The organism is Streptomyces sp. NPDC091682 (genome assembly GCF_044756625.1).
Classification (GTDB): Bacteria; Actinomycetota; Actinomycetes; order Streptomycetales; family Streptomycetaceae; genus Streptomyces.
In genome coordinates this window covers 198,445-215,553 of record NZ_JBIVTH010000002.1, presented here as the reverse complement: position 1 = coordinate 215,553, position 17,109 = coordinate 198,445, and the positions used below count along the sequence as shown (strand labels likewise).

16 protein-coding genes are annotated in these 17,109 nt (G+C 72.0%); 4 read left to right on the top strand and 12 right to left on the bottom strand.

The window, feature by feature from the left end; all coding sequences use genetic code 11:
* Positions 1-11: 11 nt before the first annotated feature.
* From ACIQK6_RS05375 to ACIQK6_RS05350, 6 genes are all read right to left on the bottom strand, one after another.
* Positions 12-1,691, bottom strand: a complete 1,680-nt coding sequence (locus ACIQK6_RS05375; RefSeq protein WP_329095870.1) for an alpha/beta hydrolase — start codon at positions 1,689-1,691, stop codon at positions 12-14.
* A gap of 61 nt (positions 1,692-1,752) precedes the next feature.
* Positions 1,753-3,531 carry a SulP family inorganic anion transporter gene (locus ACIQK6_RS05370; protein ID WP_402694354.1) on the bottom strand — a complete coding sequence of 593 codons (1,779 nt, stop codon included), beginning with the start codon at positions 3,529-3,531 and terminating at the stop codon, positions 1,753-1,755.
* Positions 3,532-3,544: 13 nt separating this feature from the next.
* A complete protein-coding gene (locus ACIQK6_RS05365) occupies positions 3,545-6,268 on the bottom strand; it encodes a cation-translocating P-type ATPase (protein WP_402694353.1) in 2,724 nt (907 codons plus the stop codon).
* 63 nt (positions 6,269-6,331) lie between these two features.
* Positions 6,332-7,315 (bottom strand): polyphosphate kinase 2 family protein, encoded by a 984-nt coding sequence (locus ACIQK6_RS05360; RefSeq protein ID WP_402694352.1) that lies wholly within the window; start codon positions 7,313-7,315, stop codon positions 6,332-6,334.
* A 40-nt stretch (positions 7,316-7,355) separates the two neighbouring features.
* Complete coding sequence (locus tag ACIQK6_RS05355; RefSeq protein WP_329095864.1) at positions 7,356-7,673, bottom strand: three-helix bundle dimerization domain-containing protein; 318 nt, start codon at positions 7,671-7,673, stop codon at positions 7,356-7,358.
* A gap of 145 nt (positions 7,674-7,818) precedes the next feature.
* Positions 7,819-8,361: a MarR family winged helix-turn-helix transcriptional regulator gene (locus tag ACIQK6_RS05350; protein ID WP_402694351.1), complete on the bottom strand. Its 543-nt coding sequence runs from the start codon at positions 8,359-8,361 to the stop codon at positions 7,819-7,821.
* A 143-nt stretch (positions 8,362-8,504) separates the two neighbouring features.
* On the opposite strand from ACIQK6_RS05350, the gene ACIQK6_RS05345 reads away from it, so the two are divergent.
* From ACIQK6_RS05345 to ACIQK6_RS05335, 3 genes are all read left to right on the top strand, one after another.
* Positions 8,505-9,569 (top strand): alkene reductase, encoded by a 1,065-nt coding sequence (locus ACIQK6_RS05345; RefSeq protein WP_329095860.1) that lies wholly within the window; start codon positions 8,505-8,507, stop codon positions 9,567-9,569.
* 254 nt (positions 9,570-9,823) lie between these two features.
* Positions 9,824-10,258: a DUF2809 domain-containing protein gene (locus ACIQK6_RS05340; protein ID WP_329107421.1), complete on the top strand. Its 435-nt coding sequence runs from the start codon at positions 9,824-9,826 to the stop codon at positions 10,256-10,258.
* Positions 10,258-11,106 carry an alpha/beta hydrolase gene (locus ACIQK6_RS05335; RefSeq protein ID WP_329095858.1) on the top strand — a complete coding sequence of 283 codons (849 nt, stop codon included), beginning with the start codon at positions 10,258-10,260 and terminating at the stop codon, positions 11,104-11,106. The genes ACIQK6_RS05340 and ACIQK6_RS05335 overlap by 1 nt, the downstream gene beginning before the upstream one ends.
* A gap of 52 nt (positions 11,107-11,158) precedes the next feature.
* Here the strand turns inward: ACIQK6_RS05335 and ACIQK6_RS05330 are convergent, their stop codons facing one another.
* The 4 genes from ACIQK6_RS05330 to ACIQK6_RS05315 form a co-directional block, all read right to left on the bottom strand.
* Positions 11,159-12,307 carry a DUF6596 domain-containing protein gene (locus ACIQK6_RS05330; RefSeq protein ID WP_329107419.1) on the bottom strand — a complete coding sequence of 383 codons (1,149 nt, stop codon included), beginning with the start codon at positions 12,305-12,307 and terminating at the stop codon, positions 11,159-11,161.
* A gap of 8 nt (positions 12,308-12,315) precedes the next feature.
* Entirely contained in the window at positions 12,316-12,723 is a 408-nt protein-coding gene (locus ACIQK6_RS05325; RefSeq protein WP_010982398.1) for a YciI family protein, read from the bottom strand.
* Positions 12,724-12,864: 141 nt separating this feature from the next.
* A complete protein-coding gene (locus ACIQK6_RS05320; protein ID WP_329095854.1) occupies positions 12,865-13,203 on the bottom strand; it encodes an SAV_915 family protein in 339 nt (112 codons plus the stop codon).
* 92 nt (positions 13,204-13,295) lie between these two features.
* Positions 13,296-14,555: a TerD family protein gene (locus tag ACIQK6_RS05315; RefSeq protein WP_329095852.1), complete on the bottom strand. Its 1,260-nt coding sequence runs from the start codon at positions 14,553-14,555 to the stop codon at positions 13,296-13,298.
* Positions 14,556-14,679: 124 nt separating this feature from the next.
* Here ACIQK6_RS05315 and ACIQK6_RS05310 point away from each other — a divergent pair, with 124 nt between their 5' ends.
* Entirely contained in the window at positions 14,680-14,994 is a 315-nt protein-coding gene (locus tag ACIQK6_RS05310; protein WP_329095849.1) for an NIPSNAP family protein, read from the top strand.
* A gap of 72 nt (positions 14,995-15,066) precedes the next feature.
* Here ACIQK6_RS05310 and ACIQK6_RS05305 read toward each other — a convergent pair whose 3' ends face one another.
* Both ACIQK6_RS05305 and ACIQK6_RS05300 read right to left on the bottom strand, forming a co-directional pair.
* Positions 15,067-15,279, bottom strand: a complete 213-nt coding sequence (locus ACIQK6_RS05305) for a hypothetical protein (RefSeq protein ID WP_329095847.1) — start codon at positions 15,277-15,279, stop codon at positions 15,067-15,069.
* 168 nt (positions 15,280-15,447) lie between these two features.
* On the bottom strand, positions 15,448-17,061 hold the full coding sequence (locus tag ACIQK6_RS05300) for an MFS transporter (protein ID WP_329095845.1): 1,614 nt from the start codon (positions 17,059-17,061) through the stop codon (positions 15,448-15,450).
* Between the last annotated feature and the right edge of the window lie 48 nt (positions 17,062-17,109).

The following is a 17,109-nucleotide window of genomic DNA, read 5'->3' as shown; positions in this document are numbered from 1 at the left end:
GTGGGGTGGGCTCAGCTCTTCGGCGAGACGATGTCCTTGAGCTGGTTCAGGTCCTGCGCGGTGAATCCGTCGGGCCGCATGATGTCGTTCCAGGCGTCGACGTACGCGGCCTTGTACGTGTGGCCGTGGCCGTCCGGTACGCCGGTCGAGAACGGCAGGTCGGCGGTGACCTGCCAGAAGGTCACGAACGGGATCCAGACCATGGCTTCGAGCACGTCCGAGCCGGGCCGCTGCCCGATCCAGTCGGGCTCGGTGAGCGCCAGGTTCGGGCTCCACCAGACGATCGGATCGGACGGGTGCATCAGGTAGAGCACCCGCGGGCCGTCCCACGGCCGGTCCGCCGGAGGCGTCCCGGTGGCCGGGTCGTCGGTGAACCGGACGGTCCGTCCTTCCCGGTAGACGGGTTCGATCTCGGGGCTGCCCGCGTCGCGGTGGTCGCTGAACTCGCGGAACAGCGTGTTGAAGTTGGGCGGGCCGGCGAACACGGTGCCGGCGGTGCGGTTGCGCAGGTCGGCCTCCCCGCTGAAGGCCGTCTCACCGCCGAACGACCCCAGGCTCTCCCCCGCCACGAACAGGCGCGGGCGCTGGTCCTGGGGCAGCTTGGACCACTTGTCGTAGACCGCGTCGAAGAGGTCGCGGCCGGCCGCGCGCGCCTTGGACTGGTCCACCAGGTACGACATCCACGACGGCAGGTACGAGTACTGGATCGCCACGGTGGCCGAGTCGCCGTTCCCCAGGTACTCGAACGAGTCCACGGCGGCGGGATCGACCCAGCCACTGCCCGTCGTGGTCATCACGAGCAGGTTCTCGCGCTGGAAGCCGCCCGCCCGTTCGAGGTCCGCGACCGCCCGGGCCGCGCGCGTCTCCGTGTCGTCGGAGGTCTCCAGTCCGGCGTAGGCGCGGACGGGCTCCTGCGCCGTACGGTGGGTGAACGCGCCGATCTCCTGGGCCGACGGCCCGCCATCGGCGAACGCCCGACCCTCCCGGCCCAGCGAGTCCCACGGCACCAGCGAGCCGGGCCCGCCCGAACGCAGCGCCGACGTGGGCTGGTGCACTCCTTCCGGGGTTTCCGTGTCGCGCAGCGAGAAGGCCTCGTTGGACGCGTTCACGAAGCCGTTCAGCAGCAGCCCGGAGAACGCGGCCCACGCCAGGCCCGCCACCAGGAGCCAGCCGACCACCCGCGCCGCCCGTCTGCCGATCCAGCGCCCCAGCAGGTCGGCGGCCCGGTGGTACAGGGCCCGGAGCCCCCGCCCGGCCAGGAGCAGCAGCAGGAAGACGAGGGCCGCGACGAACGGGCAGGCGACGGTGAACAGGACGTTGTAGTCGCTGACTCCCATGAGCAGACGGATCTCGTGCTGCCAGTACTGGCCGAGGCCGAACGAGACGCCGAAGAGCACGACCGCGCTGACGATCAGGACGAGCCACGACCGGCGCGAGGGGATCCGCGCCTCCCGGTCGGCGAAGGCGCGCCACACGGAGGCCGCGACCACGCCCAGCCCGTAGCCGATGGCCGCGCTGATGCCGCAGACCAGGCCCTGGAGCACGCCTCCGCGGGGGAGCAGCGACGGGGTGAAGGACACACAGGCCAGGAGGAGCGCGCCCCAGCAGCCGGGCAGCGTCAGGCGGGGCCACCGGCGGTTCTCGCGGGCCGGCTCGTCCTGTGCGGGAGGTCCCGGCGGGTCCTTGCTCATGGCGTCCTCCACGGCCATGGTGCCCTCGCCGCGTCGCTCGTGCCATCCGGGGCGCGGGCCGTCATGTCGGGCCGGTGGACGAGGGACCGGCCGTCCCGTCGGGGCCCGGTGCGGACCACTCGGCTCCGGTGCGCAGCCGGAACGCGGCGACCGCGGCCTCCACGGTGGGGAAGAAGTGCCGGGGGTCGATGGTCCGGGTGAGTTCGTACCGCTCGATCTTGCGCCGCACCGGGTCCTTGAGCTCGGCGAACACCAGGTGCACACCGTCCGCGTTGAGCGCCTCGTCGAGCTCCTCCAGGACGTCGGCTGCGGTGGTGTCCACGTCCGTCATGGGCTCCGCGGCGACCACGATCCAGCTCGGCCGCGGATCCGCGCCACCGGCCAGCCGCCTGACCTCGTCCCGGAAGGTCTTGGCGTTGGCGAAGAAGAGCGGGGCGTCGAACCGGTAGATCACCAGGCCCGGCAGTTGCTCGGCCCCGGGGTAGGAACGGACATCGTGGTAGCCCTCCAGGCCCGGCACCCTCCCCAGCACGGTGTCGTACGGCCACCAGGCCCGCCGGAAGACGTTGAGTACGGACAGCCCCACGGCGATGGCGATGCCGGGCAGCACGCCGAGCAGGGCCACGCCGGCGAAGGCCGCGAAGCAGAGCAGGAACTCCGCCCGGCGCTGCCGCCACAGCCGTACGGCTCCGGGTACGTCGGCCAGGGACAGCGACGCGGTGATGACCACGGCCGCGAGGGCCGGCTGGGGGAGGTTGCGGAACAGACCCGGAGCCAGCACGAGCATGAGGACGATGAGCGCCGCCCCGACGACCCCGGTGAGCTGGCTCCGGGCCCCCGCGCGCTCCGCCACCGCCGTCCGGGAGCCGCTGGTGCTGACGGGGAAGCCCTGGAAGAGGGCGGCCGCCAGGTTGGCCGCACCGACGCCCGCCATCTCCTGGTTGCCGCGGACCTCCTGGCCGGCGCGGGCCGCGAAGGCGGACGCGTTGGAGATCGTGTCGGCCAGCGACACCAGGGCGATGCCCAGCGCACCGCCGAGCAGCGGCGCGAGGTCGGCGGGCCGCACATCGGGGAGCGTGAACGGCGGGAATCCCTCGGGCAGTACGCCGACCAGGCCGACGCCGTGCTCGTCGAGGTCGAAGAGGGTGGCCGCGGCGATCGCCAGGACCACCATCACGAGCACCGCGGGAACCTTCGGCAGAAAGCGCTGGAGGATCAGGATCAGAGCGATTCCGCCGAGGCCCACGGCGGCCGCCGCCGGTACCGTCGCCCCGTCGGCGATCATCCGCACGAGGCCGGCGCACTCGCCGATCAGGTTGTCCGCCTCGACCTTGAAGCCGAGCAGTTTGGGGAGCTGGCCGATGAAAATGGTCAGGGCCAGGCCGTTCATGTAGCCGATCATCGTCGGTTTGGAGATCAGGTCGGCGATGAAACCGAGCTTCGCCACCGAGGCCAGGATCATGATGGCCGCCACCATGACCGCGAGCATCGACGCGAGTGCGACGGCCCGGTCGGGATCCCCGTCGGCCGCCACCAGCGGCAGCACGGTGGCGGCGATCATCGGACCCAGCGAGGAGTCCGGGCCCAGCACCAGGATCCGGGACGGCCCGAACACCGCGTACCCGAGCAGGCAGAGGATCGTCGTGTACAGGCCGGTGATGGCCGGCAGGCCCGCCAGCTCGGCGTAGGCCATGCCCTGCGGCACCAGCAGCGTGGTCAGCACGACTCCCGCGACCAGGTCCTTGGGCAGCCACGCGCGCCGGTAGGACTTCGCCGCGCGGATCCCGGGAACCGACTGGAAGCGCGCGAGCACCCCGGGGCCGTCGCGCCGGCTGGTCACGGACCGGCCTTCCTCACGCGGCCCCGGGCCGGCGGCGGGCCACGAGCTTGCCCAGCTCCCACAGGATCAGGAGCACGACGGCGGCCAGCAGCGCCCAGCCGAACTGCCGCGCGTTGATGTCGGTCGTCCCGAGGACCCGCTGGAAGCCGTCCGTCTGGGTCACCAGCACCGAGAGCACGAGCTGGGCCAGGGCGACCCAGTTCATCTGCTTGCTATCGAACGTGGAGGTCGTCAGCACGGAATCCGTCTCGCTGCGGCATTCGAACGCCGCCACGATCAGGCAGAGGGCGAAGGCCGTGAACGCGATCGACCGGCCGATCTCGACGTCGCCGAAGTGGCTCTCGCCGAGCGTGATCAGGCCGAGCAGCAGGACGGTGATCGCCAGCCCGCCGAGCCCGACCGTGACCAGCACGGGACGGGTGAGCACCGATTCCCCGCGCGGACGCGGCCGGCGCCGCATGAGTCCGGCGCTCTCCCGGTCGAAGCCGAGCGCGAAGCCGAAGGAGGCGTTGACGACGAAGTGGATCCACAGCACCTGCGGCGGGGTGAACGGCTCACCGGCGGCGATGTTGAAGACGGTCGCCCCGAGGAACGTCAGCACGAACGTGACCAGCAGGAGCAGTACGAACCGGATGTACTTGGTGAGGTTGTCGTAGATCGTCCGGCCCTGCTCGACGGCGTAGACGATGGTGGCGAAGTTGTCGTCGGAGAGGATCATGCGTCCGGCGTTCTTGGCCACGTCCGTGCCGCTGCCCATGGCGATGCCGATGTCGGCCGCCTTGATGGCGGGAGCGTCGTTGACGCCGTCCCCGGTCATCGCCACGACCTCGCCCTTCTTCTTCAGCGTGTTCGCGAGCAGCACCTTGTGCTCCGGGGCGACGCGTCCCACCACACCGATCCCCTCGATGCGGGCGAGCTGCTCCTCCTCGCTCATGGCGGAGAAATCGGAACCGAGCACGGCCTCGCCCGGGATCCCGATCTGCCGGGCGATCGCCGCCCCGGTGGTGACGTCGTCACCGGTCACCAGGCGGACCCGGATGTGTGCGGCCTGCGCGTCGGCCACCGCGGCCTTGGCCTCCTCACGGGGCGGATCGACCATGCCGACGAGACTGGTCATCCGCAGCTCGGTGACGTACGCGAGCAGGTCGCCCTCGGGATCGAAGCCGTCCGGGTCCAGGTCGCGCATGGCCGCGGCCATCACCCGCCGTCCCTCACCGCCCATCCGCTCGCTCTGCTCCTCGGCCCGGCGCAGCAGCTCGGCGTCCCACGGGACGGTCTCGCCCGCCGCGAGCGCGGTGGTGGCCCGCGCCATCACCGCGGGGGCCGCTCCTTTGACGAAGCAGCGCACGACCGGCCGCCCGGAGGAGTCGACCGCCGGGTGGAAGGTGGCCATCAGCTTGTACTCGGGGTCGAACGGCAGGGTGGCGAGCCGGGGGAGGGCGTCCCGGGTGGCGTCGGTGTCCAGGCCGGCCTTGTGCGCGAGCACCAGCAGCGCACCCTCGGTCGGATCGCCCACCACCGCTCCGCCCACCAGCTTGGCGTCGCTGGCCACCACGTAGGGCAGGATCGCGTCCTCGATCCCCGCGGTGGACCCGGCGGCGTGGTGGACCTTGCCCTCCAGTCCGTAGCCCGTGCCCGACACGGTGTACCGGTCGGTGGGGCTCAGCACTTCGACGGCGGTCATCTGGTTCATCGTCAGGGTGCCGGTCTTGTCCGAGTTGATCGCGGAGGTGAACGCCAGCGTCTCCACCGACGGCAGTTCCTTGACGATGGCGCTGCGCTTCGCCAGGTTCAGGCTCCCGACGGACAGGATCGCCTGGGTCACGGTCGGCAGGGCCTCGGGGATGGCCGCGATGGCCAGCGAGACCGCGCTGACGAACAGGACGTCCCAGGCCTGGTCCCGCTGGCGGCCCAGCGCGAACATCACGATCATGGTGAGGCCCGCCGCGCCGGTGATCCACAGGGTCAGCCGGTCGAGTTCCTTGGTGAGCGGCGGCACTTCCTTCTCGGTGGCCGACAACATTCCGGAGATCTTGCCGAGCTCGGTGTCCGCACCGGTCGCGGTGACGATCATGACGCCGCTGCCGTGGGTGACCGGGGTGTTCATGAACGCCGTGTTGGTCTGGTCGCCGGGCGACAGCCCGCTGCCCTGCAGCGGCCCGGTCTCCTTCGCGGCGGGCACGCTCTCACCGGTCAGGGCCGACTCGTCGATCTGCAGGGCGCTGGCCTCGATGAGACGTCCGTCCGCCGGCACCTGGTCCCCGGCGGAAATGAGCACGACATCCCCGTCGACCAGCTGTTCGGCGGGGATCTCGGCCTCCCTGCCGTCCCTGCGCACCCGGGCCGTCGCCTTCATCATCGACTTCAGCGCCTTCATGGCGCTCTCGGCCTTGCCCTCCTGACGCAGGCCCACGACCGCGTTCAGCAGCGTCAGGACGATCAGCAGGATCGCGGTGGTCCACTCCTGGATGACCAGCGACACGATCGCCGCGGCCACCAGGACGATCTGCATGTAACTGCGGTACTGGGCGAGGAAGCGGCGCCAGGCCGGCGTCCGCTGCTCCTCGGGCAGGGCGTTCGGGCCGTGCGAAGCCAGGAGTTCCGCGGCCTTCGCCGCGGACAGGCCGGCCGCGGGATCGACACCGAACGCCGCCACGACCTCCTGGGGGGAGCGCGCGTACCAGCCGTCCCCGCCAGCCCGCGGCTGTTCCGCCACGGAATCCGACCGCACCGTCATGGTTGTGCCTCCGATCCGCGGCCGCGGACGCGTCCGGTCCGGCCGCGCGCCGTCCGAGGGCCGCTAGCCACGCTTCTTCTTCGGCCTGCTCTTCGACTTGCTCTTCGGCTCGCCGTGCCGGGCGGCGTACGGATCGGCCGGGGCGCCGGCCGGAGCGTCCCGCTCCAGGCTCCGCTTCGTGACGAGGAGGTCCTTGCGGGCCTCCTCACCCACGTCGGGGTACTGCGGATCGATGTCCATCAGGGTGTGCGCGAGGATCGCCGCCGCACAGATCCGCGCGAACCACTTCCGGTCCGCCGGCACGACGTACCACGGTGCCCACTTCGTGCTCGTCGCCGACAGCATCTCGGAGAACGCGTGCTGGTACTCGTCCCACCGGCGCCGCTCCCGCACGTCGGCGGCGGAGAACTTCCAGTTCTTCTCCGGCAGGTCGATCCGCTTCAGGAAGCGGGTGCGCTGCTCCTCCTTGGACAGGTTCAGGAAGATCTTCAACACCTTGAACCCGTTGTCCGTGAGGTAGTGCTCCCAACGGTTGATCTCCCGGTAGCGCCGGTCCCAGATGTCCGGTCCGAGCACGTGCTCCGGCAGTTTCTGCCGGAGGAGGACCTCGGGGTGGACGCGCACGACGAGGACCTCCTCGTAGTGCGAGCGGTTGAAGATGGCGATTTCGCCCCGTTCGGGCAGTCGCCGGGCGTAGCGCCACAGGTAGTCGTGGTCGAGCTCCTCGGAGGAGGGCACCTTGAAGCTGCTGACCCGTACGCCCTGGGGATTGACGCCGCTCATCACGTGGCGGATCGTCCCGTCCTTGCCTCCGGCGTCGAGTGCCTGGAGGGCGAGGACCACGCCGTAGGTGTCCTGGGCGGCCAGCCGCTCCTGGTACTCGGCGAGCAGTGACACCCCGGTCCGCAGCAGTTCGGTCCCGTCCCGCTTCTTCATGCCGGCCTTGTAGCGGGGATCGAAGTCCCGTTCCAGACTCACCTTCGACCCCGGTCGTACCCGTAGCGGCTCGATGAAGTCCGCGATGCGTTCGGCCCTCTCGTCGGACATCAGCGCTCGCCCCCTTCCTGGCCCACGGCGGTCACCGCGGTCACGGCGCGTCCCCCAGCACGTCCGGGGTGCTCCCGACGACGACGGCGAGCGCCTTCCGGGACCGGCGTTCGGCGAGGATCGGGACGTACTTCCTGACCCTGGCCTGCCGGTACGAGTCGTACGCCGCCTTGACCGTCGCCTCGACGGTGTCCGCATCGACCGAGGGGTAGGCGGCCCTCAACCGGGCCACGGTGGTCCGGACGGACGCGAGTTCCTCCCGGGTGGGTGACCACCGTTCCGTCGTCCGTGCCCCGGGATCTTCCATGGCTGGGGAAGCCTCGGTCCGTTCCGCGCCCTGGAGCGTTGCAGGTGCCATGTCCCACGACCTTCGGACCGTCGATCCGCGCATGCCGACATCGGGTGAGGGTGTCTCATGGCGATTCTCTGTCAAACCGGACAAGATCGCCCACTGAGTGCGCGGATGCGGGAAGGCGGGTCGCGAGCGGTGCGGAAGGGGCGGCCTAACAGCCGCCCGGGCCCTTGTCGGTGGCGTCGCACTCCGCACCGAAGGCGCGGGTGAGCTCCGTGCACAAGGTGGCCTCGACCTTGCCCAGGAGGCGGGCCAGTTCGGTGCGTTCGGCGGCGTCCAGGTCGTCCAGGGTCTGGCGTTCCAGTTCCCCCCATGCCCTGCGGACCTCGACCAGGAGCCCGCGGCTGGCCTCGGTCGCCTCGACCAGGGAGGCCCGACGGTCCGCGGGGTCCGGGCTGCGCCGCACATGGCCGGAGAGCTCGAGGCGCTGGAGCATCTTGGTCACCGTCGAGGGGTCGAGGCCGAGCGCCTTGATCAGCTCGGACTGGCGCACGGCCCCGCTGTCCCAGAGGTGCATCATCAGGAACTCCTGCCCCGGGTGCAGCCCCAGGTTCCGCAGGACCCGGCCCGCCGCGATCCGGTGGAGCCGGGAGACCCGGCTGATCGCATGACTCACCGGCCCGTCCAGCACCGCACTCGGCACCGCCGCGCACTGCGTGGCGGAGCGCGGCTCCCGTACGGACTCCGCGGTCATGGACGTGCTCCTCCTGGTCGGTCCGGCAGATCTCCGGATGGATTCTACCGTCCGCCCACATTTTATCTTGGTCGGCCAAGTGATGAGGTACGCTGCATCTCGCAGCCAATCATTGGCCGACCAACTATATGTGTGAGGCAGACATGACCAGCGCATTCGAACCGGTCCACGTAGCCGGCACCACCCTCGCGAACCGGATCGCCCTCGCCCCGATGACCCGCAGCCGAGCAGGTCAGGGCGGCATTGCGACCGGCCTCGTCGCCGAGTACTACACGCAGCGCGCTTCCGCCGGTCTGATCATCACCGAGGGGATCCAGCCCTCCGTCGTCGGGCAGGGCTACCCCTTCACCCCCGGCCTGCACGACGCCGAGCAGGTCGCGGCCTGGCGCGAGGTCACCGACTCCGTGCACGCGGCGGGCGGCCGGATCTTCGCCCAGCTGATGCACTCCGGCCGCATCGGCCATCCGACGCTGCTGCCCGACGGCCTCGTCCCGGTGGCCCCCTCGGCCGTGGCCGCCCAGGGGCAGCTCTTCACCGGCGAGGGCATGAAGGACTTCGTCACCCCGCACGAGCTGACCGGGGCCGAGGTCCGGCAGACCATCGCCGACTACGCGCAGGCCGCCCGCAACGCGGTCGAGGCCGGCTTCGACGGGGTGGAGCTGCACGGGGCCAACGGATACCTGATCCACCAGTTCCTGGCTCCCGGCTCGAACCTGCGCACCGACGAGTGGGGCGGTCCGGTGGAGAACCGGATCCGCTTCGCGGTGGAGGTGGTCAAGGCGGTGGCCGCCGCGATCGGCGCCGAGCGCACGGCACTGCGCGTCTCGCCCGGCAACACGTACAACGACATCGCCGAGCCCGACCCGCAGCCGGTCTACGAGGCCCTGGTCAAGGAGATCGACGGACTCGGCCTGGCCTACCTCCACGTCTTGGAGCACGCCCCCGAGGCGCGGGAGGCCACGCTCGCCCTGCGCAAGCAGTTCTCCGGACCGTTCGTGCTGAACCCGGCGACCGAGGGCCCCACCGACCACCGCGCCCTCTCGCTGATCGAGGACGGCGTCGCCGACCTCCTCGCCTTCGGATCCCTCTTCCTGGCCAACCCGGACCTGCCGGACCGCCTGCGCACCGAAGGCCCGTACAACACCCCTGACCCCGCCACCTTCTTCGGGGGCGACGCACGGGGCTACACGGACTACCCGACCCGCTAGGCCGTCTCTTCCGGATCTTGTCGGGCCCGCGACGCCCGGCACCGCACCCGGCCGCGTTGTCGGGGCGCCCGAGTACGTCCAGTACACGGGCGCCCCTCCGCCTTGCCGGCCTTCTCCTCGGCCCTGGCGGGCCTGGGGAGACCCCATGGCACCGGACGCCGCGGGCTCGGCCGACAAGATCCGGAAGAGACGACCTAGGCCCAGGAGGGCCGGGCCGGTCCGGACGGCTCCGGCAGTATGGCCCCGTGAATCCCATGTCCCGATGCCGTGACGGCGCCACCGCCACCGCCCCCGACCTCCGACGGACCCGGCTGGTGGCGGCGGGGGCCGCGGTGCTGACCGTGGCCGCAGGGTTGGGGCTGCGGGCCGTCACGGCGGGGAGCACGGCGAAGTACGGGGGAGACGCCCTGTACACCGTCCTGTTGCTGACCCTCGTCGTGCTGGTCGCGCCCCGGCTGACGCCCCTGCGGGCGGCGGGGACGGCGCTGGCCGCCAGTTGGGCCGTCGAGTTCCTCCAGCTGACCGCCGTACCCGCAGAGCTCTCCCGACACAGCACCGCGGCCCGCCTGGTCCTCGGTTCCACCTTCAACGCACCCGACCTGTTCTGGTACGTGGTCGGCGCGGCGGGGGGCTGGCTCCTCCACACCGCGCTCGCCCCGTCCGAACCGGCCGATCGGAGGCCCTGCTGATGGCGTCGAACACGATCTATCGCAGCGCGGGGGGCCGGGAACTCATCCGGCGCTGGTGCCACGAACAGCTCGACGGGTGGGACGTGCCGCACGAGCGGACCGTGGTGGACGCGGGCGGAGCGCAGACCCACGTCGTATCCGCCGGCACCGGCGCCACCACCGTCGTGTTCGTCCCCGGTACCAACTTCAATGCGGCCGCCTCGCTGCCCCTGGCCACCGCCCTCGTCGCCGCCGGCCACCGGGTGTCGCTGCTGGACGTACCAGGACAGCCCGGACTCAGCTCCGGTGGCCGGGACCTCTGCGGGGGTCGGCTGTCCTGGTACGGCACATGGCTGGACGAGGTGATCGACGAGACCTCGCCCGGCTCCGTGGTGGTGATGGGCCACTCCTTCGGCGCCGCCATCGCCCTGTCGGGTGCGTCCAGGCACATCGAACGGCTCGTTCTCGTCTCTCCCGGTGGCCTCACCGGGCTGCGTCTGCCCCCCGGCCTGCTCGCCGCCTCGGCCGCGTGGTTCCTGCGGCCCGCTCCCAGGAGCAGCGCCAGGCTCCTGCGGGCCATGCTCGCCCCCGACCACGAGCCCAGGGAACGGCTGGTGGAGTGGATGACGCTGGTGGCCCGGCACTCCCGCTCCAGCGGGGCACCCGGTACCGCGGACCTGCCGGCGAGGCCGGTGTCCCGCACGGTCTTCACCGGGGAGCACGACGTGTTCCTCCCGCCGAAGCGGATCGGCCCGGCGGTGACCCGCACGCTGGGCGTCGAACTGCGGGTACTGCCGGGGGCCGGACACCTCGTGGTGGAAGAGGCGCCCGACCGGCTGGCCGCCCTGGTCGACGGCGGGACCTGGTGAGCCCGGCTCCGGCCGCACCGGTCGTCCGGACGGCTCGGGCCGGCGCCGCCGGTCAGCCGGAGCGGTGGGCGCTGTTCAGCCGGGCGGCCTGGCGCGTCAGGTGATCGCGCTCGGCGAGGTTGGGCGCCCGGCGGGCCGCCTCGGCGTACAGCCGAGCCGCCGCCACCACGTCGCCGTCGCGCTCGTGGAGGTACGCCGCCACCGCGCTGTGGCGGGGCAGCGCGTCGTCCAGCGCCGCGAGCGCCGCCAGTCCGGCGCGCGGCCCGTCGGCCTCACCGACGGCCACCGCGCGGTTGAGCCGTACGACCGGGCTGTCGGTCAGGAGCACGAGCTCGTCGTACCACTCCACGATCTGCACCCAGTCGGTCTGCTCGGCGGTGGGTGCGTCGGCGTGCAGCGCCGCGATGGCCGCCTGGGCCTGGAACTCGCCCAGCCGGTCGCGGGCGAGGGCCCCCTGCAGGATCCGCACGCCCTCGGCGATCGCCCCGGTGTCCCACCGGCCGCGGTCCTGCTCGGCGAGCGGCACCAGACTTCCGTCGGGCGCCGTCCGGGTGGCGCGCCGGGCGTGGTGGATCAGCATGAGCGCGAGCAGCCCGGCGACCTCGGGGTGGTCGACCCGGGCCGCGAGCTGCCGGGTGAGCCGGATGGCCTCGGCAGCGAGGTCGACGTCGCCGGAGTAGCCCTCGTTGAAGACCAGGTAGAGGACGCGCAGCACGGTGGCGACGTCGCCGGGACGCTCGAACCTTGCGCTGGAGACGGTGCGCTTGGCCCGGCTGATGCGCTGCGCCATGGTCGCCTCGGGCACCAGGTAGGCCCGGGCGATCTGGCGGGTGGTGAGCCCGCCGACGGCGCGCAGCGTGAGCGCCACCGCGGACGACGGCGTCAGCGACGGGTGGGCGCACAGGAAGTACAACTGCAGCGTGTCGTCCACCGCGGGCGCAGGCCCGGGCGGCGGCTCCTCTTCCACGAGGTCCTCACGCCGGCGGCGTGCGGCGTCCGCCCTGGTCGCGTCGAGGAACCGGCGCCAGGCCACGGTGACCAGCCAGCCCTTCGGATCCCGCGGAGGGTCGGCGGGCCAGGTCCGGACCGCCTCGACCAGGGCTTCCTGGACGGCGTCCTCGGCCGCCGCGAAATCGGCTCCGCGGCGGACGAGGATCCCGAGCACGCTCGGCGTGAGGCTCCTGAGCAGGGCCTCGTCCATCGGTGGGGTCATTCCGTGATGGTGGGCGGCGCGGCCAGGAACGGACGCAGTTCGAGCCACTCGTGGATCGGCTTCCCGCCCGCCCCGGGGGCGGCCGACAGCTCTCCTGCCAGTTCGACGGCGCGCTCGTAGCTGTCGACGTCGATCACCATCCAGCCGGCGATCAGGTCCTTGGTCTCCGCGAACGGGCCGTCGGTGACCGGCGGACGCCCCTCCCCGTCGTACCGGACGAAGGTCCCCTCGGGGGCGAGCGCCTGACCGTCGACGAACTCGCCGGTCCCTTCGAGCCGGGCCGCGAAGTCGTTCATGTACTGGATGTGCGCCGAGATCTCCTCGGGCGTCCACTGGTCCATGGGCACGTCGTTGACCGCCGCCGGAGCGCCGCGGTAGTGCTTGAGCAGGAGGTACTTGGCCATGATGGTTCTCCTCGGTGCTGGTGCGACCCATTGTGGTCGCGTTCACCCCTGGGACGGAGCCGGCCGCGTCTTCTCGACATCCCGACCGAAGTCTTTTTGACACGTGTGGACGCGGTGCCGCCGCGAGCCGTGGCGTCCCCCTCAGACGGTGCGGACCGGGAGCGGCTGCGGCAGCCGGGTCGTGGCACCGGCCGCCGGTGCGGACAGCATCGGGTCGACGGTGATCAGCTCCGCGCCGAGCGGCGCGCACAGGTCCCGCAGCAACGACTCGGACAACCGGATGCACGCCTGGCCCTCGCCGAGGTTCGCGGCCAGCCGCTCCACACGGGTGGAACCGACGGCCGTCCGCACCCCCAGCGGCGTGCGGAACAGCCGGATCACCGCCCCGGCACCGCCTCCCGGCCGGACGGGCACGTACAGCAGCCCGGCCGGGGTCCGTTCTTCGGGCTCGGGGTCGTCTGCGTACTGGAACAGGCACATGGGCCGACCTCGACGCCGTGCACCGGCGCATCGTGTGGCGGCGGCCGCTGGACGCCGGGGACCTGGCGGGGTGAGGTCCGGGACCCGGCGGGTCAGTCCTTGCTCGCCGACTGCCAGCTCATGTTCCAGCCGTACTCGATGTCCGCCGCCTGCTGCTTGAAGACACCGGGCGCCGGCAGGAGGTACTTCGCCTCCCGCCGGACGATCAGCTCCCCGCCCACGTTCTCGATCAGAGCGATCGCGGCCACCGGCGACGGGACGGTGCACTCGTCCAGGCGCACCTCGATCGGCGGACCGACGGGCGGATGGAGCGTGGCGACTCCTTGGAGCCCCGCGAAGCTAGCGGCCCCGGAGTAGATGACCACGAACACCAGGAGGCGCTCGATCTCGGCCGTGTGATCAAGGTTGATCATGAGGTTCTCACCGGCCTCGCTCGCACCGGTCCGGTCGTCGTGGTCCAGCTGGACGTACGGCGGCCGGTGGAAGGAGCCGAACTGGTTGTCGATGGGATGGACGATCCCCTTGGTTCCGTTCCGCAGCTCCCACAGGCAGGAGAGGTCGAGGTCCACGTCCTCCAGCCGGACGGCGTCCTGCCCCTTCCGCATCCAGCCGCGCGGCGGCACGGCGGCGCTCCACGTGAGGTTGACCCGCATGCCCCCTGAGGTGGCCCCCTGCTTGGTCAGCGACACCGAGGGGGCCGCCTTCGTCAAGGTGATCTTCGACAGCCGTACCGGACGGGCGGGCACGGGCGGATCCACCGCCCGCTGGACCTGCACCGGCACCGGCGGAGGTGGGGTGGTGGCCAGAGCCGGGGCCGGGGTCGGGGCGGGATCGTCGACCGTGATCCCGAAGTCGGTGGCGAGCCCGGCCAGCCCGGAGTCGTACCCCTGGCCCACCGCCCGGAACTTCCACGCGCCGGCCCGCCGGTACAGCTCCCCGAGCACGAACGCGGTCTCCGTCGTGGCATCCGTCGCGTCGAACCGGGCCGTCTCGACGCCGCTCCGCGCGTCCAGCACGCGTACGAAGAGTCCGGAGACCTGACCGAACGTGCCGTCGGTGGAAGCCGCGACCACCACGGTTCCGATCTCCTCCTCCACCCCGGACAGCGTCACCCCTATCGTTTCGAGCACGCCCGTGCCGTCCTGGCGCCGTCCCTCGTGGCGCACGGCACCACTGGGGTGCACGGGTTGGTTGTAGAACACGAAGTCGTCGTCCGACCGCACCTTGCCCGCTGCCGTGAGCAGCAGGGCCGAGACGTCCACATCGGGCGCGCCGGGACCCGCTCGCCACCCCAACTCCACCCGGACCGTGGCGCTCGGCACCGGTACGTTGGCACCCTTCCGCATGGACATGCGGTCCCCCCTCGCTCAAGGTCTCCCACTCCCGCAGCGTACGAGGATTTGCCGCGCCGCCCTCCCGGAAGTCGGCGATTGCTCGCCCACCGGGGGAAGTCGTGGGGCCCGGCATGATGGGGCGGTGATCACCATTCATCTGAAGTACGAGATCGACGTCGACAAGCTCGCGGAATTCGAGGAGTACGGGCGCCGTTGGGTCCGGCTGGTCAACCGGTTCGGAGGCACCCACCACGGCTACTTCCTGCCCAGCGAGGGCGACAGCGACATCGCCTACGCGCTCTTCTCCTTCCCCGGCTTCGCCGCCTACGAGCAGTACCGCACGGACAGCATGTCCGACCCCGAGTGCCAGGCCGCCTTCGACCTGGCGCGCGAAACCCGCTGCATCAAGCGGTACGAGCGCCGTTTCCTGCGGCCGCTCGAGACCCCCGGCCACTGAAACCTCCGGTCCGGCGCCCGCGCGCGGCGGCAGGGGAGAGGGCGCCGGACCGGCCCTGCCCGCGGGGGCGCGTCACCCCTCGCGGTCCAGGACGCGACGGGCCGCCTCGGCCTCCGCCGCGGGCGGCGACAGCTCGTCGAGCGTGTCGAGCTCGTCGTCCGAGGCCAACTCCCGCTCCCAGGCCGCCGCGAGCCGCTCCTGCTCCTGCGGCGGTCTGCTGGTGACGGCCTCCTGCTGCTGCGGTCCCAGAGCCGCGAGGAAACGCCCGACCGCGTCCGTCGGCATGCCGTACTCCTTCTCGCCGTGGGGGAGGGCAGCGGCGATCGCGCTGCCGTGCCCGGCCCAGGATGGCGAACCGGTCCGGGTCGGGCGGTTCGACACGGCGGTCCGCCACCCGAATGCCGCGCCGGGGTCCGCACGGGTCGGCCGCAGCCGACCGGGCGCGGCTGCGCGTCACACGGGCGTGGAACTCCCGGCGCGCGCCGCACGCCCCACCTCCCGGGTCCGTTCCTGCTCCCGCTCCCGCTCCTGCTCTCGACCCGTGGGGCGGTCCGGCCGGAACCCGACGGCCAGGACGGCCGCGCCGATCAGCGCGAACCCGGCCGTCCAGAGCGCCCCGACGTGCATGGCGTGCAGGAAGGCGCTGTCGGCGGCCGCGGCGAGCCGGGTGTCGTGCGTGGCCACCGCCACGTGCCGGGCGAGTTCGGCCGAGACCCGCGCGGGTTCCCGTACCGGATCGGGGAGGCCGGTCAGCGAGCCGTCGATCGAACTCCGGTAGACGATCGAGGTGATCGTGCCGCCGGCCGCGATGCCCAGCACGCTGCCGGTCTGGCGCAGGGTGCTGTTGACCGCGCTGCCCGCGCCGGACCGCTCCAGCGGCAGGGAACCCAGTACCGCGCCCGTCACGGGAGCGATCACCATGCCGATCGCGGTGCCCTGGACCAGCACGACCGCCGCGTACCAGACGATCGGTGTGGCCGCTCCGAACAGGGCGAACGAGCCCATCGCCGCGGCCGCGACGGTCAGCGCGATCGAGGAGACGAGTCGGACGGAGGTCCGTCGGACCAGCCGGACGGCGATCGGGGAGCCGACGATCACCCCGAGGGCTCCCGGGAGCGCGAGGAGCGAGGCGTCCAGCGCCGAGTACCCGCGTAGGCCCTGCAGGTAGAAGGCGAGGTAGAAGGATCCGGCCGTCATGGCCAGGAAGACCGCCATCAGGGTCAGGTTCCCGGCGGCGAAGCGGCGCTGTGCCAACAACCGCGGGTCGAAGCTGGGATGGGCGATCCGCAGCTCGACGACGACGAACGCGGCGATCAGCGCGCTGCCGACGAGGGCGGATCCCCAGACGCGCGGCTGGGCGAAGGAAGCGTCCTGGCCGGCGCGGATCAGGCCGTACGCGAGGATGCCCAGGCCGCCGGTCGACAGCAGCAGTCCGGCCGGGTCGAGGCGGCGGACCTGCGGGCTGCGGGAGTTGGGCACGTACCGGGCGATGAAGCCGAGGCCGAGGACGACGACGGGCACGTTGACCAGGAACACCGATCCCCACCAGAACCGCGCGAGCAGTACCCCGGCGAGGATCGGCCCCGCGGCGAGGCCGACGCCGGCGAAGGACGACAGGGTGCCGAAGGCGGCCGGGCGCTGCGCGGGCTGGAACGTCCAGCTGACCACCGCCATGGTCGCCGGGACGAGCAGCGCGGCACCGGCTCCCATGACGGCCCGGGCGGCGATGAGTTGGCCGGGGGTGGTGGCGTAGGCGGCGAGGGCGGACGCGGCGCCGAAGAGCGCCATGCCCGTCAGCAGCAGGTTGCGGTGGCCGAACCGGTCACCGAGCGAGCCCCCGGTGAACATCAGGCCGGCGAAGACCAGCGTGTAGGCGCCGGTGGCCCATTGGAGCTCACCGGGGGTGGCGCCTAACCCCCGGACGGGGTCCGAGAGCGTCTCGAACGCGGTGGTCAAGATGGTGCCGTCGAGCCAGATGAGGAGCTGGGCGAAGACGAGGACGCCGAGGATGAGCCGCTGACGGCCCGGTGGTGGGGTGGACGACGCCGGTGACGTTGCCGAGGACATGCGTGACTGCCTCCGAACCGAGGTGAGTTGGCTTTTGGGGGGTGCGCA